Origin of the sequence: Mesorhizobium sp. M0185 (assembly GCF_040322175.1) — a bacterium.
Lineage (GTDB): Bacteria > Pseudomonadota > Alphaproteobacteria > Rhizobiales > Rhizobiaceae > Mesorhizobium.
Genome location: NZ_JAMYSY010000005.1, coordinates 145,035 through 171,610 on the forward strand (window position 1 = coordinate 145,035; position 26,576 = coordinate 171,610).

General features: G+C 63.1%; 26 protein-coding genes. 9 read left to right on the forward strand and 17 right to left on the reverse strand.

Annotated features, from left to right (window positions below):
- The first annotated feature begins 207 nt into the window (after positions 1–207).
- Positions 208–1,851 (forward strand): glucose-6-phosphate isomerase, encoded by a 1,644-nt coding sequence (gene pgi / locus NKJ20_RS06405; RefSeq protein WP_352743113.1) that lies wholly within the window; start codon positions 208–210, stop codon positions 1,849–1,851.
- 5 nt (positions 1,852–1,856) lie between these two features.
- Positions 1,857–2,579, forward strand: coding sequence for an HAD family hydrolase (locus NKJ20_RS06410; RefSeq protein WP_352743115.1), 723 nt, complete (start codon positions 1,857–1,859; stop codon positions 2,577–2,579).
- Here NKJ20_RS06410 and NKJ20_RS06415 read toward each other — a convergent pair.
- Entirely contained in the window at positions 2,563–3,219 is a 657-nt protein-coding gene (locus tag NKJ20_RS06415; RefSeq protein ID WP_352743198.1) for a class I SAM-dependent methyltransferase, read from the reverse strand. The genes NKJ20_RS06410 and NKJ20_RS06415 overlap by 17 nt on opposite strands.
- Before the next feature lie 85 nt (positions 3,220–3,304).
- The gene (locus tag NKJ20_RS06420) at positions 3,305–4,936 is read right to left on the reverse strand and encodes a long-chain-fatty-acid--CoA ligase (RefSeq protein WP_352743117.1); all 1,632 of its coding nucleotides are present in this window, start codon (positions 4,934–4,936) and stop codon (positions 3,305–3,307) included.
- 55 nt (positions 4,937–4,991) lie between these two features.
- Here NKJ20_RS06420 and NKJ20_RS06425 point away from each other — a divergent pair, with 55 nt between their 5' ends.
- From NKJ20_RS06425 to NKJ20_RS06450, 6 genes are all read left to right on the forward strand, one after another.
- Positions 4,992–5,669 (forward strand): hypothetical protein, encoded by a 678-nt coding sequence (locus tag NKJ20_RS06425; protein WP_352743119.1) that lies wholly within the window; start codon positions 4,992–4,994, stop codon positions 5,667–5,669.
- Between the two features lie 94 nt (positions 5,670–5,763).
- Entirely contained in the window at positions 5,764–7,356 is a 1,593-nt protein-coding gene (locus tag NKJ20_RS06430) for an ABC transporter substrate-binding protein (protein ID WP_023676821.1), read from the forward strand.
- A 58-nt stretch (positions 7,357–7,414) separates the two neighbouring features.
- Positions 7,415–8,422, forward strand: a complete 1,008-nt coding sequence (locus NKJ20_RS06435) for an ABC transporter permease subunit (protein ID WP_023676822.1) — start codon at positions 7,415–7,417, stop codon at positions 8,420–8,422.
- A gap of 1 nt (position 8,423) precedes the next feature.
- The gene (locus NKJ20_RS06440; RefSeq protein WP_023676823.1) at positions 8,424–9,341 is read left to right on the forward strand and encodes an ABC transporter permease subunit; all 918 of its coding nucleotides are present in this window, start codon (positions 8,424–8,426) and stop codon (positions 9,339–9,341) included.
- Between the two features lie 4 nt (positions 9,342–9,345).
- Positions 9,346–10,221, forward strand: a complete 876-nt coding sequence (locus NKJ20_RS06445) for an ABC transporter ATP-binding protein (protein WP_023676824.1) — start codon at positions 9,346–9,348, stop codon at positions 10,219–10,221.
- Positions 10,218–11,048, forward strand: coding sequence for a dipeptide ABC transporter ATP-binding protein (locus NKJ20_RS06450; RefSeq protein WP_023676825.1), 831 nt, complete (start codon positions 10,218–10,220; stop codon positions 11,046–11,048). Before NKJ20_RS06445 ends, NKJ20_RS06450 begins: the two co-directional genes overlap by 4 nt.
- Before the next feature lie 22 nt (positions 11,049–11,070).
- Here the strand turns inward: NKJ20_RS06450 and NKJ20_RS06455 are convergent, their stop codons facing one another.
- Complete coding sequence (locus NKJ20_RS06455) at positions 11,071–11,991, reverse strand: LysR family transcriptional regulator (RefSeq protein ID WP_352455059.1); 921 nt, start codon at positions 11,989–11,991, stop codon at positions 11,071–11,073.
- Positions 11,992–12,084: 93 nt separating this feature from the next.
- On the opposite strand from NKJ20_RS06455, the gene NKJ20_RS06460 reads away from it, so the two are divergent.
- Positions 12,085–12,957: an NAD(P)H-dependent oxidoreductase gene (locus NKJ20_RS06460; protein WP_352743121.1), complete on the forward strand. Its 873-nt coding sequence runs from the start codon at positions 12,085–12,087 to the stop codon at positions 12,955–12,957.
- Here NKJ20_RS06460 and NKJ20_RS06465 read toward each other — a convergent pair.
- The 14 genes from NKJ20_RS06465 to NKJ20_RS06530 all read right to left on the reverse strand — a co-directional run bounded on the left by NKJ20_RS06465 (position 12,888) and on the right by NKJ20_RS06530 (position 26,531).
- Complete coding sequence (locus NKJ20_RS06465; protein ID WP_352743123.1) at positions 12,888–14,180, reverse strand: cysteine desulfurase-like protein; 1,293 nt, start codon at positions 14,178–14,180, stop codon at positions 12,888–12,890. The two genes, NKJ20_RS06460 and NKJ20_RS06465, sit on opposite strands and share 70 nt — an antisense overlap.
- A 29-nt stretch (positions 14,181–14,209) precedes the next feature.
- The gene (locus NKJ20_RS06470) at positions 14,210–14,884 is read right to left on the reverse strand and encodes an amino acid ABC transporter permease (protein WP_292656040.1); all 675 of its coding nucleotides are present in this window, start codon (positions 14,882–14,884) and stop codon (positions 14,210–14,212) included.
- Between the two features lie 109 nt (positions 14,885–14,993).
- Positions 14,994–15,785, reverse strand: coding sequence for an ABC transporter substrate-binding protein (locus NKJ20_RS06475; protein WP_352743125.1), 792 nt, complete (start codon positions 15,783–15,785; stop codon positions 14,994–14,996).
- 178 nt (positions 15,786–15,963) lie between these two features.
- Positions 15,964–16,359, reverse strand: coding sequence for a RidA family protein (locus tag NKJ20_RS06480; RefSeq protein WP_352743127.1), 396 nt, complete (start codon positions 16,357–16,359; stop codon positions 15,964–15,966).
- Positions 16,360–16,431: 72 nt separating this feature from the next.
- Positions 16,432–17,580, reverse strand: a complete 1,149-nt coding sequence (locus NKJ20_RS06485; protein ID WP_352743129.1) for an acyl-CoA dehydrogenase family protein — start codon at positions 17,578–17,580, stop codon at positions 16,432–16,434.
- 230 nt (positions 17,581–17,810) lie between these two features.
- On the reverse strand, positions 17,811–18,623 hold the full coding sequence (locus NKJ20_RS06490) for an enoyl-CoA hydratase family protein (protein WP_352743130.1): 813 nt from the start codon (positions 18,621–18,623) through the stop codon (positions 17,811–17,813).
- Entirely contained in the window at positions 18,620–19,090 is a 471-nt protein-coding gene (locus NKJ20_RS06495; RefSeq protein WP_023676834.1) for a MarR family winged helix-turn-helix transcriptional regulator, read from the reverse strand. The genes NKJ20_RS06490 and NKJ20_RS06495 overlap by 4 nt, the downstream gene beginning before the upstream one ends.
- Positions 19,084–19,857 (reverse strand): SDR family NAD(P)-dependent oxidoreductase, encoded by a 774-nt coding sequence (locus tag NKJ20_RS06500; protein WP_352743132.1) that lies wholly within the window; start codon positions 19,855–19,857, stop codon positions 19,084–19,086. Before NKJ20_RS06500 ends, NKJ20_RS06495 begins: the two co-directional genes overlap by 7 nt.
- Entirely contained in the window at positions 19,854–22,148 is a 2,295-nt protein-coding gene (locus NKJ20_RS06505) for a bifunctional salicylyl-CoA 5-hydroxylase/oxidoreductase (protein ID WP_352743134.1), read from the reverse strand. Before NKJ20_RS06505 ends, NKJ20_RS06500 begins: the two co-directional genes overlap by 4 nt.
- 144 nt (positions 22,149–22,292) lie before the next feature.
- Positions 22,293–22,892, reverse strand: a complete 600-nt coding sequence (locus tag NKJ20_RS06510) for a VOC family protein (RefSeq protein WP_352743136.1) — start codon at positions 22,890–22,892, stop codon at positions 22,293–22,295.
- Positions 22,893–22,972: 80 nt separating this feature from the next.
- The gene (locus tag NKJ20_RS06515; RefSeq protein WP_352743138.1) at positions 22,973–23,803 is read right to left on the reverse strand and encodes an ATP-binding cassette domain-containing protein; all 831 of its coding nucleotides are present in this window, start codon (positions 23,801–23,803) and stop codon (positions 22,973–22,975) included.
- The gene (locus tag NKJ20_RS06520) at positions 23,796–24,686 is read right to left on the reverse strand and encodes an ABC transporter ATP-binding protein (protein WP_352743140.1); all 891 of its coding nucleotides are present in this window, start codon (positions 24,684–24,686) and stop codon (positions 23,796–23,798) included. The genes NKJ20_RS06515 and NKJ20_RS06520 overlap by 8 nt, the downstream gene beginning before the upstream one ends.
- Complete coding sequence (locus NKJ20_RS06525) at positions 24,683–25,531, reverse strand: ABC transporter permease (protein WP_352681309.1); 849 nt, start codon at positions 25,529–25,531, stop codon at positions 24,683–24,685. The genes NKJ20_RS06520 and NKJ20_RS06525 overlap by 4 nt, the downstream gene beginning before the upstream one ends.
- Positions 25,524–26,531 (reverse strand): ABC transporter permease, encoded by a 1,008-nt coding sequence (locus tag NKJ20_RS06530; RefSeq protein WP_352448553.1) that lies wholly within the window; start codon positions 26,529–26,531, stop codon positions 25,524–25,526. Before NKJ20_RS06530 ends, NKJ20_RS06525 begins: the two co-directional genes overlap by 8 nt.
- Between the last annotated feature and the right edge of the window lie 45 nt (positions 26,532–26,576).

Sequence of the window (26,576 nt, forward strand, 5' to 3'; positions counted from 1 at the left end):
CGAATGTACCGGTGGCACAAGGTGTTGCGCCAATCAATTTTTCTGATCGCTGGGATTTATGCCAGTGATCCTTTGAGCCGGCCCACGCTGCGCTGCGGCATCGCTGCGCATTGAAACAGATGGAATTCGACCCGATAGTTTGCCGCGACGACACGCGCCGGAAACATCCGGCCTGATAAGATGCACCTCAAGAACCGGAGCGAAGCAGTGGATCAATCGTCCTTTCAAAAGCAGCTCGACGCGTTGCGCGATCATCGTGCGGCCAAATCGGGCTCGATGCGCGAGGCTTTCGCTGCCGATCCGCAGCGCTTCGAGAAATTCTCCGCCAGTGACGGCGACCTGCTGCTCGACTGGTCGAAATGCGCGGTCGATGCGCGGACTATGGAGTTGCTGGAGAAGCTGGCTGAGGCCGCTGACCTCGAAGGCCGGCGCGACGCGATGTTTGCCGGCAAGAAGATCAACGTCACTGAAGGCCGTGCCGTGCTGCACACGGCGCTGCGCAACCTGACCGGCAAGGGCATCGTGCTCGACGGCCAGGACGTGAACGCGGAAGTCCTTGCCGTACTCGACGCGATGGGTGCCTTCGCCGACGCGGTGCGTTCCGGCAAGGCGGCCGGCGCGACCGGCAAGAAAATCACCGACATCGTCAACATCGGCATCGGCGGCTCCGATCTTGGCCCGGCCATGGCGACGCTGGCGCTGGCGCCCTATCATGACGGGCCGCGCGCGCATTACGTATCCAATATCGACGGTGCCCATATCCACGACACGCTGAAGGGTCTTTCCGCCGAAACCACCCTGTTCATCATCGCCTCCAAGACCTTCACCACGGTCGAGACGATGACCAATGCCGAAACCGCGCGCAGATGGGTCGAGAAGGCGCTCGGCAAGGAAGCGGTCGGCAAGCATTTCGCCGCTGTCTCGACGGCGCTCGACCTAGTCGCCAAATTCGGCATCGCGCCCGATCGCGTCTTCGGCTTCTGGGACTGGGTCGGCGGCCGCTATTCCGTCTGGGGTGCGATCGGTCTGCCGGTGATGATCGCCATCGGCCCGAAGGATTTTCGCGCCTTTCTCGACGGCGCCCATGAGATGGACGAGCATTTCCGCACCGCGCCGCTGGCGAAGAACCTGCCGGCGCTGATGGGGCTGATTGGCTGGTGGCACCGCGTGATCTGCAAATACCCCGCTCGCGCCGTCATCCCCTACGATCAGCGTCTGTCCAGGCTGCCGGCCTATCTGCAGCAGCTCGACATGGAATCGAACGGCAAGAGCGTCACCCTGGACGGCGGCGCTGCAACGACGCCGACCGGCCCGCTGGTCTGGGGCGAGCCCGGCACCAATGGCCAGCATGCCTTCTTCCAACTTCTGCATCAGGGCACCGATTTCATTCCGGTCGAATTCCTTGCCGCTGCCGTCGGCCACGAGCCGGAACTGAAGCATCACCACGACCTTCTGCTTGCCAATTGCCTGGCGCAGTCGGAAGCCTTCATGAAGGGCCGCACGCTTGAGGAAGCCCGAGCGCAGATGCTGGCGAAAGGCATGAAGCCGGCCGATGTCGACAGGATTGCTCCGCACCGTGTCTTCTCCGGCGACCGCCCCTCAGTGACGATCCTCTACAGGAAACTCGACCCCCACACGTTCGGACGGCTGATTGCGCTTTACGAACACCGCGTCTTCGTCGAAGGCACGCTGTTCAACATCAACTCCTTCGACCAGTGGGGCGTCGAGCTCGGCAAGGAACTGGCGACCGGGCTGCTGCCCGTCGTTGAAGGCAAGGAGAACGCCGCAAAGCGGGATGCCTCGACTGCCGGACTGGTGGAATACATCCACCGCTTGCGCGGCCCGGAGTGAAAAGCTTGGCGGACATTAAGGGAATATTGTTCGACAAGGACGGCACGCTCGTAGATTTCAACGCGACATGGCTGGGCATCGCCGACTTCATGGCGATGGATGCGGCCGAAGGCGATCGCTGGAAAGCAGACAGGCTGCTTGCGGCGGCGGGCTTCGACTTCGCCACCAAGCGCTTCAAGCCGGATTCGATTTTTGCCTCCGGCACCAACATGGACGTCGTCGAGCTGTGGTTTCCACGGCTGTCCGACGAGGACCAGATGCTTGCCGTCGCCCGCTTCAACGCCATCACTTCGGCGCAGGGATCGGCAATGGCGGTGGCGCTGCCGGGTGTGGTCGAGACGCTTGGCCTGCTTCACAGAAAATCCTACCGGCTTGGCGTCGCCACCAACGACTCGACCAGCGGCGCGGAAAAGACCTTGGTCACTCTGGGCGTCGCGCAGCTTTTCGAAGCCGCCTATGGTTACGACGCGGTGGCCAATCCAAAACCGGCGCCGGATACGATCCTTGCCTTCTCGGACCTGACAGGGCTCAGGCCGGCGGCGATCGCAATGGTCGGCGACAATCGCCACGATCTGGAGATGGCGCGCGCCGGCGGCTGCGGCCTGGCGATCGGCGTGCTGTCCGGCACCGGCACACGGGAATCGCTGTCGCAGATCGCCGACGTCATCCTGGATTCGGTTGCCGATCTGCCCGATTTTCTTGCGGCGCGGGTCAGCGAGACAGTCTAGACTCGCAGCTAGCTGGTCCGAACGAGAACACGCCGCTCGGTTTCATCGCCGCATTCCTGCCTTCGCCGACATCCGGCACCTCGTATTCGGCCAGCAGGCGAAGCCGCGAGCGGGGCAGATAGGCGCGGCCCGGATCGCCGATCAGCACGGCGATGCCGGCTGCAAGGCAGCGGTCGAGGAAAGAAAGGGCCCGGCCGGCAAGATCATGGGCGTAAAACAGGTCACCGACCACCACGACATCCACCGGTGGCGGCGGACCGCTGGTGATGTCTTCGCCAATGATCATGATAGCGACGCCGTTCGCAGTCGCGTTGAGGCCGAGCGCAACCACACCAATGTGATCGATCTCGGCCGCGACGACCTCGCTGGCTCCGGCTTTTGCCGCCGCGATACCGACGAGACCCGAACCGGCGCCGAGGTCGAGCACGCGACGCCCGGCCACGGTCTCCGGCCGGTCGATTATGTAGCGGGCAAGCACCGCGCCGCCGGCCCAGACATAGGCCCAGTACGGTGGCTCCGGTTCAGGTCCGTCTTCTTCGGTCGCATGTTGGTTCCATTCGAGAAGCCGCCTGAGCCCGCTTCCCGGATGGGCGGTGTAAAGCCGGATTTCGGGAAGCGCGGGCACGGGGGCGATCCGCATGTTCGCCCGGATGAACTCTGCCGGGTCCGGGCGCGAACCTATACTCACGGCGTTGGCGCCGGCGATGCAATCGCTCAAGCTGCGCCTAGCCCCGCAATGCCCGTCGCAGGATCTTGCCGACCGGTGTCTTCGGCAGCTCGGTGCGGAACTCAATATACCTGGGACGCTTGTAGCCGGTCAGGTTCTCGCGGCAATAAGCCGTCAGCATGTCGGCGGTCAGTGCCGGGTCCTTCTTGACGACGAACAGCTTCGGCACTTCACCCGAATGCTCGTCCGGCACGCCGATCGCCGCCACTTCGAGTACGCCTGGATGCTGCGCCACCACTTCCTCGAGTTCGTTCGGATAGACGTTGAAGCCGGAAACCAGGATCATGTCCTTCTTGCGGTCGACGATCTTGGTGTAGCCAAGCTCGTCCATGAAGCCCATGTCGCCCGATTTGAAGAAGCCGTCCTCGGTCATCACCTTGGCGGTCTCGTCCGGCCGGTTCCAGTAGCCGGCCATCACCTGCGGTCCGCGGATGCAGATTTCGCCGACTTCGCCGAGCGGCAAATTGTTGCCGTCGTCGTCGCGGATGGCGATCTCGGTCGAGGGCAGCGGCAGGCCGATCGTGCCGGTGTAAACGCCGTCGCTGAATTTGTTGATGGTTGTCCCCGGCGAGGTCTCGGTGAGCCCGTAGGCCTCGCTGATCGGGCAGCCGGTCAGCGCCTTCCAGCGTTCGGCGATGGCCCTCTGCACCGGCATGCCGCCACCCAGCGTCAGGATCAGCGGCTTGAAATCGAGCTTGCGAAAATCCTCATTATTGAGCAGCGCATTGAACAGCGTGTTGAGGCCCGGAAAGATGTGGATCGGGTATTTCTGCAGCTCCTTGACGAAGCCGGGAATGTCGCGCGGATTGGGGATGAGGACATTCTGCGCGCCTTGCTGCATGCCTACCAGCACGTTCGCCGTCAGCGCAAAAATGTGATAGAGCGGCAGCGCGCAGAGGAAGTTCAGATGCGCCGGCTTCGGCTTGACGGTAAAAGCGTCTTCGGCCCACAGCGCGTTCTGCGCGACGTTCGCCAAAATGTTGCTGTGCAAAAGCATCGCGCCCTTGGAGATGCCGGTCGTGCCGCCCGTGTATTGCAGGAAGGCGATGTCGTCGGCCGCGACCTTTGCGGGCCTGAAGGCCATGCCGGTGCCGGCCTTCAGCGCGGCGTTGAACTTGACATGGCCGGGCAGCGACCATGCCGGCACCATCTTCTTGACGCGGCGTACAACGAAGTTGACGATCGTTCCCTTGAGCCCGCCGAGCATGTCGCCCATCGAGGCGACCACGACATGCTTGACTGCGGTCCTGGCGATCACCGCCTGCAGGGTGCAGGCAAAATTTTCGAGGATGACAATGGCTTGAGCGCCGGAATCCTTGAGCTGGTGCTCCAGCTCGCGCGGCGTGTAGAGCGGATTGATGTTGACCACGACATAGCCGGCGCGAAGCACTGCCATAATCGCCACCGGATATTGCAGCACATTCGGCATCATCAGGGCGACGCGCGCGCCCTTCTGCAGCCCCGTTGATTGCAGATAGGCGCCGAAGGCGGCCGACTGTCGCTCGAGGTCGGCATAGGTGATCGATTTGCCCATGCAGACGAAGGCCGGCCGATTCGCAAACTGCTTGCACACGGCGACGAGAAAGTCGCCGATCGAGCTGGAGGGCAGGTCGCCAATCTCGGCCGGCACGATCTTTGGGTAACTCTGGAGCCACGGTTTTTCAGGCAGGCCAGCGGCCAGTGCGGTGATCGCCCTCGGTAATCTCTTGGCCGGACCTGCCGGCGGTCGTGGCGCTGTCGGCACTGCCTTCGCCGCCCGCTTGGCGGCAGATTTTGCAGCAGGCGCAGTCTTGCCGGTTGCCGCTTTAGCAGCCGTTCCAGCCGTGGTCTTCGCCGCCGGCTTCGCGCTTGCCTTCGCGGTAGCCGTCGGCTTGGCGGCGGCCGCTTTTGACTTGACCGCTTTCGATGTTGCCTCGGCCTTTGCTTTCGCCGCGTTGGTTGTCTTTGCCGGTTTTGCCACCTGTCGCTCCCTCAATCGTTCTTATTGTTTCGGCATGCTTGCGCGCCACCACCGCCCTGATCAACAAAGATATCCCACCGCTTGCCGCAAATATCCGGAACCTGGGAAAATCCGGCACGCTGCCCATCTATCTATGTATTGCCACCTATCTATGTATTGCCACAAGCGGCGGCCGTGCAAGCCTCGCCACCTGGAGTGCGGTAAGACTTGCCGTCAAACCTCTTGGCCGCGACCGGTTTTCGGACGCGCATCTCTTGAACCGAACGGCTCGATTCCCCCAATCGGCGGCATTACCGATCAACAAAAAATTGAAGTCGCTAATAATGTCGTGATCTGCGGATTCGGCTCGTTTTTTCCACAATTTGCCGCGTGCCGGAAATTTTTTCTGCTTCCCGTGGGTTAGGCAAACAAGCAGTTCCAAAGCTAGAAAAACGGTGCTTATATGCGGCCTTCGCGAGCCTGACAGAGGGGCTTGGAAGAACATCAGGGAGTGCTCAATGAAAAAGAAACTGACTTTTGCAGCCGCGTTGCTGGCTGCAAGCGTCCTCGGCGGCGTGGCCAATGCAAAACAACTGGTCTATTGCTCGGAGGCTTCGCCGGCCGGCTTCGACCCGTCGCCATGGAGCGGCGGCAACGACTTCGACGCCTCGTCGCGCACCATCTATTCGCGCTTGGTCGAGTTCGAGCATGGCAAGACCACCATCTCGCCCGGCCTGGCCGAGAGCTGGACGGTTTCCGATGACGGTCTCGAATACACCTTTAAACTTCGCCCGGGTGTGAAATTCCAGACGACCGATTATTTCACGCCGACGCGCGACCTCAACGCCGACGACGTGATCTTTTCCTTCGAACGCCAGTGGAAGAAAGAAAGCCCGTGGTACAGCTATCTGGAAGGCACCGGCTGGGAATATTTCACCGGCATGGGCTTCCCCGATCTCCTGAAGGAAATCGTCAAGGTCGACGACCTGACGGTGAAATTCGTGCTGAACAAGCCTGAAGTCGCGTTCCTGCCGGACCTCGGCATGGATTTCGCCTCGATCGTTTCCAAGGAATATGCCGACCAGCTCGACAAGGCCGGCACCAGGCAGCAGTTCACCCAGAAGCCGGTCGGCACTGGTCCGTTCCAATTCGTCGACTATCAGGTCGATGCGGTCGTGCGCTATGCAGCATGGGACGGCTACTATGGCGGCCGCCAGAAGATCGATGATCTGATCTTCGCCATCACGCCCGACCCCGCCGTGCGCGCGCAGAAGCTGAAGGCAGGCGAGTGCGATATCATGTCATACCCGGCGCCGGCCGACATTGCCGGACTGCAGGCTGACGCGAACCTCAAGGTCGACGAGCAGGAAGGCCTGAACATCGGCTACATGGCTTACAACACGACGCAGCCGCCCTTCGACAAGGTCGAGGTCCGCAAGGCCCTCAACATGGCGGTAAACAAGAAGGCGATCATCGACGCGGTCTATCAGGGCGCCGGCGCGCCGGCCATCAACCCGATCCCGCCGACCATGTGGTCCTATAACAAGGACATCAAGGACGATCCCTATGATCCGGAGGCGGCCAAGAAGATGCTGGCCGATGCAGGCGTCAAGGATCTGTCGATGAAGATCTGGGCTATGCCGGTCAGCCGCCCCTACAACCCGAACGCCCAGCGCGTCGCCGAGTTGATCCAGGCCGACTATGCCGCCGTCGGGGTCAAGGCGGAGATCGTCAGTTACGAATGGACAGAGTATCGCCAGCGCGGCAAGGCTAAGGATCGCGATGGCGCCTTCCAACTGGGCTGGACCGGTGACAATGGCGATCCGGACAACTTCTTTTTCCTGCTCGGTTGCGATGCCATCGGCCAGTCCAATTATGCGATCTGGTGCAACCAGGAATTCGAAGCCCTGCTGAAAAAAGGCAAGGCGACGACGGACGTCGCCGAGCGCACCAAGATCTACGAGGAAGCTCAGGTGGTGTTCAAGCGTGAGGCTCCGTGGCTGACCATCGCCCACTCCAAGGTCTTCATGCCGATGAACAAGAAGGTGTCGGGCTTCGTTATGGACCCGCTCGGCATTCATCGGTTTGACGGCGTCGACGTCACCGAATAAGTCCTGAGAAATTGAACGGCGGCGCTGGACTTCCCGCGCCGCCGTTCTATGAAGCAAGATGCTCCGTTATCTCCTCCACAAGCTCGCTTTGATCATCCCGACCGTGTTCGGCATATCGCTGGCGGCGTTTGCTTTCGTCCGGCTTCTGCCAGGCGATCCTATCCTGGCCCTGGCGGGCGAGCGCGGCGTCAGCCCCGAGCGCTACGCCCAGCTCATCGAGCAGTTTGGCTACAACCGGCCCTATGTCATCCAATACCTGGAATATATCGGCAGGGTCCTGACCGGCGATTTCGGCATATCTATTGCCACCAAGCGGCCAGTGCTCGGCGAATTCCAGGCGCTGTTTCCAGCCACGCTGGAACTGGCGACAGTGGCGTTGATCATCGCCGTCCTGCTCGGCATTCCTGCCGGTATCTTCGCCGCGGTCAAGCGCGGCTCGTGGTTCGACCAGGCGACGATGGGTGTCGCGCTGACCGGCTATTCGATGCCGATCTTCTGGTGGGGGTTGCTGCTCATTATCTTCTTCTCCGGCTATCTCGGCTGGACGCCGGTTTCCGGCCGCATCGGCCTGCAGTATTTCTTCAGGCCGACGACCGGGTTCATGCTCATCGACAGCCTGATCTCCGGCAGGAGCGGCGCTTTCAAATCTGCCGTCAGCCATTTGATCCTGCCGTCGATCGTGCTGGCGACGATCCCGCTTGCCGTCATAGCGCGCCAGACGCGCTCGGCGATGCTCGAGGTGCTGGGCGAGGACTATGTCCGCACCGCGCGCGCCAAGGGCCTGGCGCCGCGCCGCGTCATCGGTCTGCACGCTTTTCGCAACGCGCTGATCCCGGTAGTCACCACCATTGGACTGCAGGTCGGCACCTTGATGGCGGGCGCCATTCTGACCGAGACCATTTTTTCCTGGCCGGGCATCGGCAAATGGATGATCGATGCCATCGGCAAGCGCGACTATGTCGTCGTCCAGAGCGGATTGCTGATCATCGCGCTGATCGTCATGGCGGTGAACCTGATCGTCGACGTGCTCTACGCCGTCATCAATCCGCGCATCCGGGTGCAGTGAGATGACCGACGAATCCGCCGCCGAAGCTACCGCCGCCTCCATCCCGACAGGCGGCAGGCAACGCGCTTTCGCCGAGTTCTGGCACTACTTCTCGATGAACACCGGCGCGGTCATCGGCCTTGTCGTGTTTTCGGCGCTGGTGCTGGTGGCGATCTTTGCGCCGTTCGTCGCCCCACATTCGCCCGACGAGCAGTTTCGCGATGCGCTGCTGGCACCCCCTGCCTGGCAGGAAGGCGGCAAATCGATGTTCCTGCTCGGCACCGACGCGGTCGGCCGCGACATGCTTTCGCGGCTGATCTTCGGGGCGCGTTTCTCGCTGTTCATCGGCCTGGTGGTCGTCGTCTTCTCGCTCACCAGCGGCATCGTGCTTGGCGTGCTCGCCGGCTATTTCCGCGGCTGGGTCGACACGCTGATCATGCGCATCATGGATATCATCCTGGCCTTCCCGTCGCTGCTTCTGGCGCTCGTGCTGGTGGCGATCCTTGGCCCCGGCCTGTTCAATGCCATGCTGGCGATCGCGCTGGTGCTGCAGCCGCATTTTGCGCGCCTCACCCGCGCCGCCGTGATGGCCGAAAAGAACCGCGAATATGTCATCTCCGCCAAGGTGGCTGGTGCCGGTCATCTTCGCTTGATGGTGAGGACGATCCTGCCGAACTGCCTGGCACCGCTGATCGTGCAGGCGACGTTGTCCTTCTCCAATGCTATTCTCGAGGCTGCGGCGCTCGGCTTCCTCGGTGTCGGTGCGCAGCCGCCGACGCCGGAATGGGGCACGATGCTCGCCTCGGCGCGCGAGTTCATCCTGCGCGCGCCTTGGGTGGTGACCTTCCCCGGCCTTGCTATCCTGATCACTGTGCTGGCCATCAATCTGATCGGCGATGGCTTGCGCGATGCCTTCGATCCCAAGCTGAAGAGGTCATAATCCAATGCCTCTTCTCGAGATCAAGAACCTGACCGTTTCCTTCGACACCGCCGCTGGACCATTCATGGCGGTACAAGGCATCGACCTGTCGGTCGAACCGCGCGAGGTGCTGGCGATCGTCGGCGAATCCGGTTCGGGCAAGTCGGTGGCGATGCTGGCGGTGATGGGGCTTTTGCCCAACACCGCGACGGTGAGGGCCGACCGCATGGCCTTCGACGGCATCGACCTGCTCAAGCTCGGCCCATCCGAGCGGCGCAAGATCGTCGGCAAGGACATTTCGATGATCTTCCAGGAGCCGGTCGCCAGCCTCAACCCGTGCTTCACCGTCGGCTTCCAGATCGAGGAGGTGCTGCGCTTCCATATGGGCATGGACCGCGCCCAGCGCCGGGCGCGTGCCATCGAATTGATGAAGTTGGTCGGCATCGCCGACCCCGAGGAACGGCTGGGCTCCTTCCCGCACCAAATGTCGGGTGGTCAGTGTCAGCGCGTCATGATCGCCATCGCCATCGCCTGCAATCCCAAGCTTTTGATCGCCGACGAGCCAACCACGGCGCTCGACGTCACCATCCAGAAGCAGATCCTCGATCTGCTGGTCGGCCTGCAGGCCAAATATGGCATGGGCCTGATCATGATCACCCACAATATGGGGGTGGTTGCCGAGACCGCCGACCGTGTCATCGTCCAGTACAAGGGCCGCAAGATGGAAGAGGCCGACGTGCTGTCGCTGTTCGAGTCCCCCAAGAGCAACTACACGCGCGCGCTCCTGTCGGCGCTGCCGGAAAATGCCGTCGGCGACCGATTGCCTACTGTTTCCGACATGCTGTTCGAGCCGGCCCCATCTGTAGTCGCAGCCCGGTCCGCAGGAGGAACCGCCTCATGAGCGTGACGGTAGTCGAAGGCAAGAACATCGTGCGCGACTATCATGTCGGTGGCGGGCTTTTCCGCCCCTCCCGTACGGTTCATGCGGTCAAGGGTGTTTCGTTCAGCGTCGACAAGGGCAAGACGCTGGCCATCGTCGGCGAGAGCGGCTGCGGCAAGTCAACACTCGCCCGCATCATCACCCTGATCGACCCGGCGACCTCCGGCGAGCTTTTCATCGACGGCAAGAAGGTAGACATCGGCAGGAACGGCCTGTCGAAGGAAATGCGCCGCAAGGTCCAGATCGTCTTCCAGAACCCTTATGGTTCGCTCAATCCACGCCAGAAGATCGGCGACGTGCTTGGCGAGCCGCTGCTCATCAACACCGACAGCACGGCCGACGAGCGGCGCGATCTTGCCATGAAGATGCTAAAGAAGGTCGGTCTCGGCCCCGAGCACTTTAATCGCTACCCGCATATGTTTTCGGGCGGCCAGCGCCAGCGGATCGCCATCGCCCGCGCGCTGATGCTCAACCCCAGCCTTCTGGTGCTGGACGAGCCGGTCTCGGCACTTGATCTTTCGGTGCAGGCGCAGGTGCTGAACCTGCTCGCCGACCTGCAGGACGAGTTTCAGCTGACCTATGTTTTCATCAGCCACGACCTGTCGGTGGTACGCTACATCGCCGACGACGTGATGGTAATGTATTTCGGCGAGGCGGTCGAATACGGCTCGCGCGACGAGGTCTTCGCCGACCCCAAGCACAGCTACACCAGGACGCTATTCGCGGCGACGCCGCGTGCCGACGTTGCCAGCATCAAGGCAAGGTTGGCGAAAAAGAAGGCCGCCTGATCCGGCGAGGTTTGCCGGCCGGCTACCGCTTCTCGATCCCCGGAATGCCGGAGATCTGCTCGGCGAGAAAGTCGACCAGCAGCCGCACCCGGGCAATGCCCGCACGCTCCGGAACGATCAGCATGCTCAGCGGGACGGGAGGCGGAAAATAGCCCGGCAGGACCACTTCCAGCCGGTCGGCCGCCAGAAGATCGTCGACAAGCCAGTGGTGGGCGGGTGCGATGCCGCGTCCGGCGACAAGGGCTTCGCGCGCAGCAAGCCCATGGTCGACCAGAAATCTGCCGCCAAAGGGCACCGCAAAGGTCTCGCCGCCCGGCCCCTGTAAGGTGAGCGTGTCGCTTCCCGCGATGTTCGACATCCGGATGCCTTCATGGCCAGGCAGATCCTGCGGGACAGCGGGTCTGCCCCGCGCCGCCAGATAGGCCGGCGCCGCCACCAGCAGACGCCGGGACTGGCCGAGCGCCCGCAGTTTCATTGAGCTGTCGGTGAGCGGGCCGAGGCGAAGCGCGATGTCGACGCCCTCCCGCACAAGGTTGATGCGCTCGTCGGTAAGGCTGAGATCGATGCCGATGTAGGGATAGCGGTCCTGAAAGGCGAAGATCAGCCGGCTGACATGCAAGACCCCGAGCGCCGCCGTGCAGGATATCCGGATCGTGCCGGCCGACGCGCCGCGCGTGCCCCGCGCCTCATCGCCGGCCTGCTCGACGAGGCGCAGGATCTGGACGCTGTCGGCATAGTAACGGCTGCCTTCATCGGTCATCGTGACGCGCCGGGTAGTCCTGCTGAGCAAGGGCACTCCGACGGCCTCCTCGAGTTCTCGCAAATGCCGTGTGACCGTCGACTGCCCAACTCCGAGCTCGCGCGCCACCGCCGAGAGGCTGCCGCGCTCGGCGACGCGAACGAAGGTGCGCATGCGCTCGAGAGTGACGTCCGATCTATCCATTATTCGGCATTATCTTATACATTTCCTACATATAGTGGATCAGCCCGCGGCTGGCTACCTTTGGTGTCTATCGTCCTTCTTCGGAGTAGACCCATGAAAGTCCTGCTTGTTTTTGCTCATCCTGAACCGCGTTCGCTCAACGGCGCGCTGCGTGACGTCGCCATCAGGGAACTCGAGGCCCAAGGCCACGAGGTGCGGGTGTCGGACCTCTATGCCGACGGCTGGAAAGCCGAGGTAGACCGTGCCGACTTTCCGTCGTGGCCGCCTGAAGCACGTTTCCCGCCGGCCGGCGCCTCCAAAAAAGCTTTTGCGAGTGGCACTCTGACCGATGACGTCAAAGCGGAGATCGACAAGCTGCTATGGGCCGACACCCTGATCCTCCAGTTCCCGCTGTGGTGGTACGCCATGCCGGCGATCCTCAAGGGCTGGGTCGATCGCGTGTACGCCTACGGCTTCGCCTATGGCGTTGGCGAGCACAGCGACAAGCGGTGGGGTGACCGCTTTGGTGAGGGAATGCTCGCCGGCAAGCGCGCAATGCTGATCGTGACCACCGGCGGCTGGGAGGAGCATTATTCCGCCCGCGGCGTTAACGGCCCGATCGACGACCTGCTGTTCCCGATCAATCACGGGATTCTATACTATCCGGGCTACGACGTGCTTCCGCCGTTCGTGGTTTACAGGGTGGACCGTTTCGGGGAGGCGGACTTCGAGCCTGTCGCGGAGCGACTGCGCGAAAGGATGCGAACGCTCGAGACAATGCGGCCCATTCGTTATCGGCAGCAGAATGGCGGCGATTACTTGATCCCAAGCATGCAATTGCGCCCCGGCTTGGAGAACCCGGGTGCGACCGCCTTTGCGCTTCACGAGGATCGCGCCGGCGCCGCCGCCGAGTCCGATCAGGACAGCCGGGCGATGATGGTGCGCAGCGCCTCGCCGAAGCGCCGGACTTCCTCGATCGTATTGTAATGCACCAGCGAGGCGCGCACTGCGCCGCTGTCCATGCTGAGGTTGAGCCGCTTCATCAGACGCGGCGCATACATGTGGCCGTCGCGAATGCCGATCTGCATCTCGGCCATTTCCTCGACGATCCTCTGCGGCGACAGCGTGCCGACATTGAAGCAGAAGGTCGGCACGCGCTCGCTGAGGCGTGCCTCTTCGGCCACGCCGTAGATCGTCGCGCCGCAATCTTTGAGCACCGCCAGCATTTCGCGCGCCAGCACCTGTTCGTAGTCGCGGATGGCATTCATGCCGGCGACGATGTTGTCGCGGCGCGACCGGTTATTCTCTGACAAGAAATTGCGGCCGATCGATTCGAGGTAGCGCACCGCGGCATCCATGCCGGAGACGTTCTCGTAAATGAAGGTACCGGCCTCGATCTTGTAGGGCGGCTCGTCGGGGATGAAATCTTCGCGGAAGGTCGGCAGGCGCTTCAGAGTTTCGAAGCGGCCCCACAGGAAGCCCATATGCGGCGAGAAATTCTTGTAGCCGGAGCAGACCAGATAGTCGCAATCCCAGGCCTGCACATCGATCAGCCCGTGCGGCCCGTAATGCACGCAGTCGAGGAACACTTCGGCGCCTGCCGCATGCGCAATCCCAGCCACGGAGGCAACGTCGACAATCGAGCCGATCGAATGCGCCGTTACCGTGCAGGCGACGAGCCGGGTGCGCTCTGAGACCAGCGGGCGCAAATCGTCGACATGCAGATTGCCGTCCTCGCGCATCCGCCACCATTTGAACTTGGCGCCGGCGGGCGCCAGCGCCAGCCACGTCGCGACATTGGCGTCGTGATCCATGTCGGTGATGACGATCTCGTCACGCTCCCCGTTTGGGCGCTCGGAAAGCATCTGGCCGATGCCGAGGCTGACCAGGCGGATGAACGAAGTGGCGTTCATGCCGAAGCAGATCTCCGCCGGGTTGGTGGCGTTGATCAGCAAGGCCACGCTTTCGCGAGCGCCGGCGACGGCTTGGTCGACGGTGACGCTGCGGCCATAGCGGCCGCCGCGCTGCACATTATGCGCGACCAAATGGTTGGTGACCGCATCGAGCACGCTTTGCGGGATCTGCGCGCCGGCGGCATTGTCCATGAAGACGAAGTCCCCGGCTTGCTGCAAGGCGGGAAACATGGCGCGGATCGTCTCGACCGGGAAAGCTGCGGCATCGCCGGTTTTCGAAATCTGATGCTGGTTCAAGGTCGTCTCCTGCGAAGTGCGCTGACAGATTAGCGGGTCTTTTCGGTTTGAAAGCGGCGTTCAAGGAGGCTGACGAGACGGACCATCGGCCAGAGAAAGATGAGATAGACCAGCGCCGCGCCGATCAGCGGTGAAGGATTGGCATAGAGCGATTGCGCGTTGGTCGCTTCCTTCAGCAGTTCGGGCAGCGCCACGGTGGAAGCGAGCGAGGTATCCTTGAACATCGAAACGCAATTGCTGGTCATTGGCGGAATGACGACGCGGATCGCCTGCGGCAGCACTACCTTGCGCAAGGTCAGCAAGAACGGCAGGCCGAGCGCCTGCGCCGCCTCGAACTGGCCGCGCGGAATGCTCTCTATACCGGAGCGGAACACCTCGGCCGAATAGGCCGCCATGATGATGGCGAAGGCCATCACCGCGGACGTCCACGATGACAGGCGAATGCCGAGGAACGGCAGCGCATAGTAGATCAGGATCAGCACGACCAGCACCGGCATCGCCCGGAAAATGTCAATGTAGCCGACAGCCAGCAGCCGAAGCGGCTTTGGCGCATAGAGCCGCACCAGGCTGATCGCGAGGCCGACGGGAATACCGATGCCGATGCTCATGATTCCGAGCAGCAGGGTGTTCAGGAAACCGCGCAGCAGCGCCGGCAGGCTGGAGACCATGACGTCGGCGTTGAAGAAGGTGTCCAGCAGCGACATCGCAGCATTTCCGAAACGTTTGGCGTCCCGCGACGCTCGAGCCCGAGCCCGAAATCCGAAATCGTGCCGGCATCGAAAGCCGGCACGACATTTAAGCGCGAACTGCCGCTCAGGCCTTCGGCATAGGCATTTCCTTGACGGTCGAGGAATCGGCAGGTGCGTCGCTGCCGAACCACTTCTTGTGGATCGCGGCCAGCGTGCCGTCCTTCTTCATCGCGGTCACCGCGTCGTTCAGCTTGCCGAGCAGCGGGTGGTCCTTGGTCATCATCAGACCGTACTGCTCGCCGGTCTTGATGCGCTCTTTTACGGCGAGATCCTTCATCCTGGTGAAAGAATATTCCAGGCCCGGAATATCGCTGACCGCCGCATCGACGCGGCCGGAGCTGAGATCGAGCAGCAAATTCTGCTGCGTGTCGTAGCCCTTGACGTCACTGAACCCGTCCGCTTCCTGGTGGGCCTTGACCCAGGCTTCGCCGGTCGAGCCGGACAGCACGCCGACGATCTTGCCCTTGAGGTCGGCCTCGGCCTTGATCGGGCTGTCGGCCTTCGCGGCGATACCCATGTCGGAATCATAGTAGGGCTGCGTGAACGACTGAGACTTCAGCCGCTCCGGCGTGATGGTGATCGACGAGATGGCGACGTCGATGCGCTTCGAGGTGGTGGCGGCGAACAGCGCCTGGAAACCGAGATCGGCGATATCTGTGGTCATGCCGACACGCTTTGCCGCCTCATTGATGATGTCGACTTCGAAACCCTCGAACGTGCCGCTCTCGTTCTTGTATTCAAAAGGCGGATTGGTCGGATAGGCGCCGACATTCAGCGTGCCTTCGGCGTAGGCCGGGCCGCCGGCGATGCCGATGGCAGCAGCAAGAAGCAGCAGGTTGCGACGGGTGAAGTTCATTTTCGTTCCCTCTGGTTGTGATCGGACGGGTTTGGCCCCGCACGGTTTTGATGCGCCAAGTGACGGGACTGCCGGAAAGCCCTCCCGGCACGGCAGTCGCAAGACATCGGATGCTATCCAAAGTGCCGCGCTTTTCAAGGCGAAAGTTTTAAGCTTAAAAAATTGCCACGTGTTGCCGTCACTCCGGAATAACCGCCGTGGCCTGGATCTCAACCTTGGCGCGATCCTCGACCAGCGCCATCACCTGCATGGCGGCCATCGCCGGAAAATGCCGGCCGATCACCTCGCGATAGACCTCTCCGATCCCCTTGAGATTGGCCAAATATTCCGCCTTGTCGGTAAAGTACCAGGTCATCGAGGTGATATGTTCCGGCTTGGCGTCGGCCTCGACGAGCACAGCAACAATATTGGCCAGCGTCTGCCGCACCTGGCCGACAAGCTCATCGGTCTCGAAGCGGCCCTGTCCGTTCCAGCCGACCTGCCCGCCGACGAAGACAAGCTGCCCACGCGCGGCGACGCCATTGGCGTAGCCGACGGGTTTCGCCCAGCCTTCCGGCTGCAGGATGGTGTGCATGTCAAAACCTCCCAATGCTCAAATCCGGTCGTTCAAAACTCGAAGACAATAATTTTCACGCAAACTCCTGTCTCAGGCCGCTCCCATCACTTGCCGTGCAATCACCACCTTCTGCACGTCGGACGCTCCCTCGTAGATGCGCAGCGCCCGGATCTCGCGATACAGGCTTTCGACGATATGGCCCTTGCGGACGCCGTCGCCGCCATGCAGCTGCACAGCCTTGTCGATCACCTCCTGCGCTTTGTCGGTAGCGAACAGCTTGGCCATGGCGGCTTCGCGGGTAACCCGAGGCGCGCCCATGTCCTTGGTCCAGGCGGCACGATAGACCAGCAACGCGGCGGCATCGACATCCAGCGCCATGTCGGCGATGTGGCCCTGCACCATCTGCAGCTCGGCCATCGGCGCACCGAACAGCCTGCGCTCGGCCACTCTTGTGATGCTTTCGTCCAGCGCGCGCCGGGCAAAGCCGAGCGCCGCTGCGCCGACGGTCGAACGGAACACGTCGAGCACGGACATGGCGATGCGAAAACCGTCACCGGGTTTGCCGATCAGCGCCGAGGCTGGAATGCGTGCATTGTCGAAGGACAGCCGGGCGAGCGGGTGCGGCGCGATCACCTCCAGCCGCTCGGCAACGATCAGCCCCTCGGTGTCGGAAGGCACGACAAAGGCGGAAAGCCCCTTGGCGCCGGGCGCTTCGCCGGTGCGGGCAAAGACAGCATAAAAGTCAGCGATACCGCCGTTGGAGATCCAGGTCTTTTCGCCGGACAAGAGATAGCTGTCACCGTCACGTGTAGCCGTCATTTCCATATTGGCAACGTCCGAGCCCGAGCGCGGCTCCGACAGTGCGAAAGCCGAAATCGCCTTGCCGGCCCGTGTCTTCGCCAGCCAGCTCTGCTGGTCGGGCGAGCCGAACAGGCTGAGCGCGCCAGTGCCGAGCCCTTGCATGGCGAAGGCGAAATCGGCCAGCCCATCATGCCGGGCCAGCGTCTCGCGCGTGAGGCAGAGCGTGCGCACGTCGAGCGGTCCCGGATTGTCCACATCGAACGCCGTTGGCTTCAGCCAGCCGTCTTTGCCAAGCCTCGCCACCAGCTCGCGGCAGGCCGCGTCGACATCGTGGTGGTCGACCGGCAGGTTCTTCGCGCACCAGGCGTCAAGTTGCTCCGCAAGTTCGCGATGGCGGTCCTCGAAGAAGGGCCAGTTGAGGAAAGAGGGATCAGGCATTTCTGCCTCCGCTGTTCTCCGGACCTTGCGTTCTACGGCGCCCCCCTCTGTCCTGCCGGACATCTCCCCCTCTAGGGGGGAGATTGGACGTCGCCTCTGCTTTCGCCAATTGGCGGCGTTGCAGGAAAGGCGCTGCGAGCGAAACTGCCAATCTCCCCCCTAGAGGGGGAGATGTCCGGCAGGACAGAGGGGGGCGCTGTCCCGCCAACATCTCTATTGAATGGGTCATCCTAATTTCCCTCGAACACCGGCTTCTCCTTAGCCACGAAAGCCTCGTACGCCCGCTCGAAATCGCGGGTCTGCATGCAGATCGCCTGCGCCTGCGCTTCCGCTTCGATCGCCTGGTCGAGACCCATCGACCATTCCTGGTTCAGCTGCGTCTTGGTCATGCCATGGGCGAAGGTCGGGCCGGAAAGGATGCGCGCGGCCATGTCGAGCGCGTCGGCCTCAAGCGTTGCGGTATCGACCAGCCGGTTGTAGAAGCTCCAGCGCTCGCCTTCCTCGGCACTCATCGTGCGGCCGGTATAGAGCAGCTCGGCGGCGCGGCCCTGGCCAATGATGCGCGGCAGGATCGCGCAGGCCCCCATGTCGCAGCCGGCAAGGCCGACGCGGGTGAACAGGAATGCTGTCTTGGCCTGGGGCGTTGCGATGCGGATATCGGAGGCCATGGCGATAATGGCGCCGGCGCCGACCGCCACGCCATCGACCGCCGCAATAATCGGCTTGCCGCAATTCAGCATCGCCTTGACGAAATCGCCCGTCATGCGGGTGAAGGCGAGCAGCGCCTTCATGTCCATCTTGACCAGTGGGCCGATGATTTCGTGGACATCGCCGCCCGAGCAGAAATTGCCGCCATTGGGCAGGAACACCACAGCATCGACATCATCGGCGTAGACAAGGTCGCGAAATATGTCGCGCAATTCGGCATAGCTGTCGAAGGTCAGCGGGTTCTTGCGCTCCGGTCGATCGAGCCGGATCTTTGCGATCTTGCCTTCGACCTGCCAGAGGAAATGCTTCGGCTTGCGGCCGGCCAGCTTCGTCATTCCCGTCCCTCCCAATTGCTGCGGAAGGAGGTCAGCATGCCGGTCAGCCGGCGCGCCTCATCCTCGCTCACATTGCCCAGCAACTCGCCGACCCATTTTTCATGCGCGGCGGCGATCACGGCGAAAATCTTCGATCCCTCTTCCGTCAGCCGCACCATCGAGGTGCGGCGGTCGCCATTGCGTCGGGCCCGCATCACCAACCCTTCCGAGACCAGCCGGTCGATGATGCCGGTAACATTGCCGTTGGACACCAGCAGGAAGCGCGAAAGATCGCTCATCAGCATGCCCTCCGGCGCGCGGTAGAGCGCGGCCATCACGTCGAAGCGTGGCAGCGTCGTGTTGAACTCTTGCCGCAGTCGTTCGCGCAGCTCGGCCTCGATGGTGCGCGAGGCGCGCAGCAGGCGTATCCACAGCCGCAGGCGGTCCTTGCCGGGTCCGGACGGGGCGGGCAGGGGACCGGCTACCATGTCTCACCTCCGGAGATCGAAATCGTCTGCCCGGTAATCGACCGGGCGGCGTCGCCACACAGATAAAGTACCGCGGCCGCAATTTCTTCCGGCTGGATGAAGCGGCCTTGCGGGTTGGTCGCGGCTAGGCTTGTCCGTGCCTGCTCGGACGAGCGGCCGGTCGTTTGGACGATGCGCTGGACGGTGCTCTCCAGCATCTCGGTTTCGACAAACCCTGGGCACACGGCATTCACTGTTATGCCGGACTTGGCGGTCTCGACGGCGAGTGCCCGCATCAGGCCGACGACGCCATGCTTGGCGGCAACGTAAGCTGCGACATAGGGATAACCTTTCAGTCCGGCGGTGGAAGCGACGAAGATGATACGGCCAGTCTTGCGCACTGCCATGCCGGCCAACGCCGGCTTCACCGTCAGGAACGCACCGGTCAAGTTGACGTCGAGCGTGCGCTGCCAGTCTGCCAGCGAGGTCCGCTGCGCCGGGGCACTGCCGGACATGCCGGCATTGGCAACGACGATGTCGAACGCTCCGCGTGCCGCTTCCGCTGCCTCGTAGAGCGACGCCATCGACGTCTCGTCGGTGACGTCGGCGGCAATGGCGAAGATGGACTTGTTCTCCGCGGCGACCTCGGCAAGCGGCTCCACGCGCCGGCCGCAGATGGTCACGTCAATGCCCCCGCCGGCCAGCGCCAGCGCGATCGCGCGGCCGACGCCGGAGCCGCCGCCGGTGACCAGCGCATGACGCCCCGAAATCGTCGCCGCGGCACTCATACTTTCAACCCCGCTGCCGCTTCGCGTTCGGCCAGCCGGTAGAGCTGGTCGCGGCCGGGCAGATAGGGATCCGGCCATTTGACGCCGCGATCGCCAAGCGTTACGGCCGCGTGCAGCGTCCAATACGGATCGGCAAGATGCGGCCTAGCCAGTGCGACGAGATCGGCGCGGCCCGCCATCAGGATCGAGTTGACGTGGTCCGGCTCATAGATATTGCCGACCGCCATCGTCGCCATGCCGACCTCGTTGCGGATGCGATCGGAAAACGGCGTCTGGAACATGCGGCCATAGACCGGTGTTGCCACGGCCGAAGTCTGGCCGGCCGATACGTCGCAGATGTCTACGCCGGCCTCATGCAGCAGCCGCGCGATCTCTACGGCATCGGCCGGCGTCACGCCTTCGATGCCCAGCCAGTCATTGGCGGAGATGCGCATCGAGATCGGCTTCTCGGCCGGCCACGCGGCGCGCACCGCATGAAAGATTTCCAAGGGGTAGCGCATGCGGTTTTCCAGCGAGCCGCCATAGGAGTCGGTGCGCCGGTTGGTCAAGGGCGTGATGAAGGAGGACAGGAGATAGCCGTGCGCGGCGTGGATTTCGAGCATGTCGAAGCCGCAGCGCGCCGCCATCTCGGCCGAAGCGACAAACTGGTCGCGCACCATATCCATGTCGGCGCGGTCCATCGCCTTCGGCACCTGGTTTTCCCGCGACCACGGCACGGAAGACGCTGCCATGACGGGCCAATTGCCTGAGGGCAGCGGCACGTCGGTTCCCTGCCAGCCGAGCCTGGTCGACCCCTTGGCACCGGAATGGCCGATCTGGGCGCAGATCTTGGCCTCGGTTTCGGCATGGACGAACTCGACCAGCCGCTTCCAGGCGACCTCATGCTCGGGCGCATAGAAACCAGGGCAGCCAGGCGTGATGCGGCCCTCCGCGCTGACGCACGTCATCTCGATGTAGAGGAGACCGGCGCCGCCCTTGGCCCGTTCGGCGTAATGGGCGAAATGCCAATCGGTCGGACAGCCGTCGACCGCTTTGTACTGCGCCATCGGCGAGACGACGACGCGGTTCTGCAGCGCCATGCCGCGCAGCCGGAACGGCGCGAACATCGGCGCGCGACGCAGATTGTTGCCCCCGGCGCCGGCCTGGCGCTGGAACCACTCCTCGGCGCCGGCCAGCCATTCGGCATCGCGCAGCCGCAAATTCTCGTGACTGATGCGTTGCGAACGCGTCAGCAGCGAATAGTTGAACTGCACCGGATCGAGGCCGAGATAGCGCTCGACCTCCTCGAACCATTCGAGCGAATTGCGCGCCGCCGACTGCAGCTTCAGCACTTCGGTGCGGCGGGCGTCCTCATATTTGCTAAAGGCGGCCTCGAGGTCTGGCTCGGACTCGACATAGTCGGCCAGCGCCACCGCGCTTTCCAGCGCCAGCTTGGTGCCGGAACCGATCGAGAAATGCGCGCTCGCCGCCGCGTCGCCCATCAGCGCCAGGTTCTTGTAGGACCAGCGTTCGCACAAGACGCGCGGGAAATTGATCCACGCCGAGCCGCGGATATGATTGGCGTTGGTCATCAGCGCGTGGCCGCCGAGATGGCGGGCAAAGATGCGCTCGCAGACGGCAATCGATTCCTGCTGCGACATCGCGCCGAAGCCGAAGCGCTGCCAGGTCTGCTCGCTGCATTCGACGATGAAGGTCGCGGTATCGCTGTCGAACTGGTAGGCATGCGCCCACACCCAGCCATGCTCGGTCTTTTCGAAGATGAAGGTGAAGGCGTCGTCGAATTTCTGGTGGGTGCCGAGCCAGACGAACTTGCATCTACGGATGTCGATATCGGGCTTGAACACGTCGGCGAAGGCGCTCCGCGCTTTCGAGTTCAACCCGTCGGCGGCGACAACCAGGTCGTGCGTCTCCATATATGGCTTGGGATCGGCGATGTCGGTTTCGAAGACCAGCTTGACGCCGAGTTCGCGCGCCCGCCGCTGCAGCAACGTGAGCAGCCGCTTGCGGCCAATGCCGCAAAAGCCGTGACCGGTCGAGACCGTGCGCACGCCGTCATGGATGACGGCGATATCGTCCCAATAGGCGAAATGCTTGCGGATCCAGACGGCGCTGACCGGGTCGTTTTTGGTCAGGTTCTCCAGCGTTTCGGCCGACAGCACGACGCCCCAGCCAAACGTATCATCGGCACGGTTGCGCTCGAACACCGTGACCTCATGCGCGGCATCCCTGAGCTTCAGCGAGATTGCAAAGTAGAGCCCGGCTGGTCCGCCGCCGAGAACCGCAACTTTCATCGTGCGATCTCCTCTTCGCTTCTGTTTGTCGAGTTTACGCCTGAGACGGATTAATTCAAGCTTGAAGTTTCAGGATTGAAACAATCCGCCCCAGAAATCCAGCTTGCCGGCAGTCGGCTTGCGCAGGCCAGGGACGCCCCGGGGCTATTTTTCCGGGTTCTTCGGGCTCCACAGCACCGTCTCCGCATCTTTTTCATAGGCCATGCCATTGGGATAGCTGATCGCTTCCAACTGCAAGCCCCAGGGCGCCTGGAAGTAGAGGATGGTCTGGCCGGCGGCCGGGCCTTCGGTAACCGGCAGCGGCCCCATCCGCGTCTTGACGCCCTTGCCGTCAAGATAGGCTTTTGCGGCGGCGATGTCGTCGACATAGAAGGCGATATGGAAGCCGCCTATGTCGCTGTTGCGAGGCCTCAGGTCCTTCTGGTCCGGCGCGGTGTATTTGAACAACTCGATGTTCGACCCGTGTCCGCAGCGGACCAGGGTGATCTCCTCAATCACCGCCTTGGGATCGACGCCCAGCAGATCCTGCATGAATGTGCCCTTGTCGTCGGCGAACGGGCCGAACGACATCGCCTTCTTGCAGCCAACCACCTCGGTGAAGAAATCGACCGCCTGCTCCATGTCGGGGACGGTGACGCCGGTGTGGTCGTGGCCACGCATGCCGGGAATGGAACTGGCGTAAGCCGTGCCGATGCCTCCCAGCACGGTGGCGGTGAGCACTGCGTAGCGGATTGCATTCTTCATGTCAGTCATCCTCAATCGCGGGACATTTTGCCGGGTGCACGCCCGAGGCCCGCTCTTTAGCGTGCGAATAGGATTGTGTTTCATGCCGGCGCCTTTGCGGCGGGAAGTAGCCAGGCATCATCGATCTCGGGCAGCGGAATGGCGGCGAGCAGATCGCGCGTGTAGCCCTGCTGCGGCTGCTCGAACAAAGCGTCGGTCGCACTGGCTTCGACGATCGCGCCTTCGCGCATGACGATCACTTGCCGGCAGAGCCGCCGGATCACCGACAGGTCATGGCTGATGAAGGCAACGGTCAGGCCCATTTCGGCGGCGAGTTTTTCCAGCAGCGTCAGGATCTGTGCCTGCGTCGACACGTCGAGGCCTGAGACGATTTCGTCGGCCAGCACGAATTTCGGCGACAGCGCCAGCGCGCGGGCAATGCCGACGCGCTGGCGCTGGCCGCCCGACAATTCATGACGATAGCGGCTGGCGAAGCCTTGCGGCAGGCCGACGCGCTGCAATGCCTCCGCGACACGCCCCTTGAGATTGTCGCCAAGCCCGTTCTGCTTGAGCGGTGCTGCGATGATGCTGAAGATGGTGCGGCGCGGGTTGAGCGACGACATCGGATCCTGGAAGATCATCTGCAGATTGCGGCGCAGCGGCCGGAGCTCGGCCTCAGGCAGATGTGTGATGTCGCGGCCGTCGAAGATGACCTTGCCGGCGCTCGGCTCAAGAAGCCGCACTAAGGCGCGGCCAAGCGTCGATTTGCCGGAGCCGGATTCGCCGACGATGCCGGTCACCGATCCCTTTGGCAGGTCGAAATCCAGCCCTTTCAGGATCTCGGCCAAGGGCGCGCGGCCGATCAGCGGCTTGCGCGTCATGTCGGGCAGCGCGACCTTCAGCCCACGCACGGAAAACAGCGGCTCAGCCATGCGGGCGCCTCCAGGCCTGATCGGCGGCGGCGATCTCCGAAGCAAGCCCGGCCAGCACCGCCTCGTCCACCGGCTTCAGCGAAGCGAAGGGGTCGGTGTAGCGTGGCGTCGCGGCCATCAGCGCTCGCGTGTAGGGGTGCTGCGGAGCGGCGAAGAGAGCGGCCGTTTCGGCCTCCTCGACCACCTTGCCGGCATAGAGCACCGAGACCTTCTGGCTGATCTTGGCGACGACGCCGAGATCATGGGTGACGAACAGGATCGCCGTGCCGTGCTCGCGCTGCAGCTGCGCGATCAGCCGCAGGATCTGCTTCTGCACGGTCACGTCGAGCGCCGTGGTCGGCTCGTCGGCGACGATCAGCCTTGGTTCGGCCGCAAACGCCGCGGCGATCAGCACGCGCTGGCGCATGCCGCCGGACAGCTCGTGCGGATAGCATTTGAGGACACGCTCGGGGTCGCGGATCTGCACCTCGTCCAGCAATTGGCGAATGCGTGTATCGGCCTTCTCACCGCTCCAGCCGAGGATGCGCACCAGCCGGTCGGTCATCTGCGGGCCGATGCGGCGTGACGGGTTGAGCGCGGTCAGCGGGTCTTGCGGGATCAGCGCGGTGCGCGCGCCGATCAGCGTGCGCCTTGCCTTTGGCTGAAGCTTGCCGAGGTCCTCGCCCTCCAGCAGCATGTCGCCTTCGACGATGCGCACGCTCGAGGGCAGCACGCCAAGCACCGCCTTGCCGATCATCGTCTTGCCGGCGCCGCTCTCGCCGACCAGCGCGCGCACCTCGCCGGGCTCGACGGCGAGCGACACCGAGCGCAGCACGCGCAAGCCATTAGGCAGCACCGCGGTAAGGCTGCGTATGTCAAGGCAGGGTTTCGCCAGCGCGTTCATCGCAGCACCGGATCGAAACGTGCCCTGAGACCTTCGCCGAACTGGCTGAACGACAGCACTGTCAGGATCAGCGTGACCAGCGGGAACACCAGCACCCACCAGGCCTGATGGATCGACAGGCGGCCCTCGGCGATGATGCCGCCCCAGGTTGGGTCGTCGGTCGAGATCGACAGATTGACGAAGGACAGGATCGCCTCGACGATGACGGCAATGCCCATCTCCAGCGACAGCAGCGCGACGATCGACGGCACCACATTGGGCAGCACTTCGCGCAGCATGATGCCGATGCGGCCGTAGCCGGCGATGCGGGCGTTCTCGACATAGTCCATGCGCGACTGGCCCAACGTCTCGGCGCGGATCACCCGGCAGAAGCGCGTCCAGTCGATGACGGCAATGGCAATGATAACCGAGCTCAAGCCGGTGCCGAGCACTGCGACCAAAAGGATGGCAAACAGCACCGGCGGAAACGCCATCCAGACATCGACGATGCGCGAGATGATGCGGTCGGCCCAGCCGCCGAAATAGCCGGCGATCAGCCCCAGCGTCGAGCCGACCAGGCAGGCGGCAAGGGCTGCCGCGAAGGCGACGATGAAGGCGATGCGGGCACCGAAGATCAGCCGTGACAGAAGATCGCGGCCGAGGCTGTCGGTGCCGAGCCAGTAGCCGGGCTCAGCACCGCTCAGCCAGAACGGCGGCAGCCGCTCCAGCATCAAATCCTGCGCCAGTGGGTCCTGCGGCGCGACCAACGGCGCAAAAATCGCGGCCAGCAGCGCAATCAGCAGCCAGCCGCCGGCCAGCCACAGGCGTGCCCGCGAGCCATGTCTCGAAATGCGGGCCTCATCCATGGCGCAGCCTCGGATTGAGCAGGGCGTACATCATGTCGACGGCAAGGTTGATCAGCACGAACAGCAGCGCGAAGACCAGCACGATGCCCTGGATCAGCGGCAGGTCGCGGTTGATGACGGCATCGATCGCCATGTTGCCGAGACCTTCATAGGAAAACAGCCGTTCGACGATGACCGTGCCGCCGATGAGGAAGGTGAACTGCACGCCGACCAGCGTCAGCGTCGGCAGGGCCGCGTTCTTCAGCGCCTCGCGCAGGATGACCTGCGTTTCCGAAAAGCCCTTTACCCGCGCCAGCACGACGTAGTCGAGGTCGAGCACTTCCTTCAGCGACTGTTTCAGCAGCTGCGAGATGATCGCGGCCAGTGGCAGCGCCAGCGCAATCGCCGGCATCAGCATGTGTGCCAGCAGGTCCCTGGTCAGGTCGAAGCGCAGCCGTACGATGCTTTCGAACAGATAGAATTGCGTGACGAAGGGCAGATCGAGTTGCGGCGACACCCGGCCGGAAATGTCGAAAACCGGCACCAGCACGCCGAACAAAAGGATCAGCACCAAACCCCACAGGAAATCGGGAATCGAGAGCGCCGCACCGCTGGCGATGTCGATGCCAGCTTCGACCGCGGTGCCGCGTTCGCGCGCGCCGAGGATCGCCGTCGTGCCGCCGATCGCCAGCGCCATCACAAGCGCGACGATCGCGAGTTCCAGCGTCGCCGGCAGGCGGTTGAAGACCAGGCCCAGAACATCCTGCCGGAGCGAAATCGAAGTGCCGAAATCGCCCCTGACGACACCTGCCAGCCAGATGAAAAATTGCTGGACGATGGTCTTGTCCAGCCCGTAAAGCGCGCGCAGACGCGCGATGTCGGCATCGGTTGCACCGGGCGGCAGCATCATCGCGATCGGATCGCCTGGCGCGACACGGATGACGACGAAGACGACGACGGCCACGCCGAACAGCGTGATCGCCATCGTCAGAAGACGGATCAGGAATCTTTGCAGCAGCATGGTCGCCCGTGGCGGAAAATGCGCGCCGTCATTCCGGACGGCGCG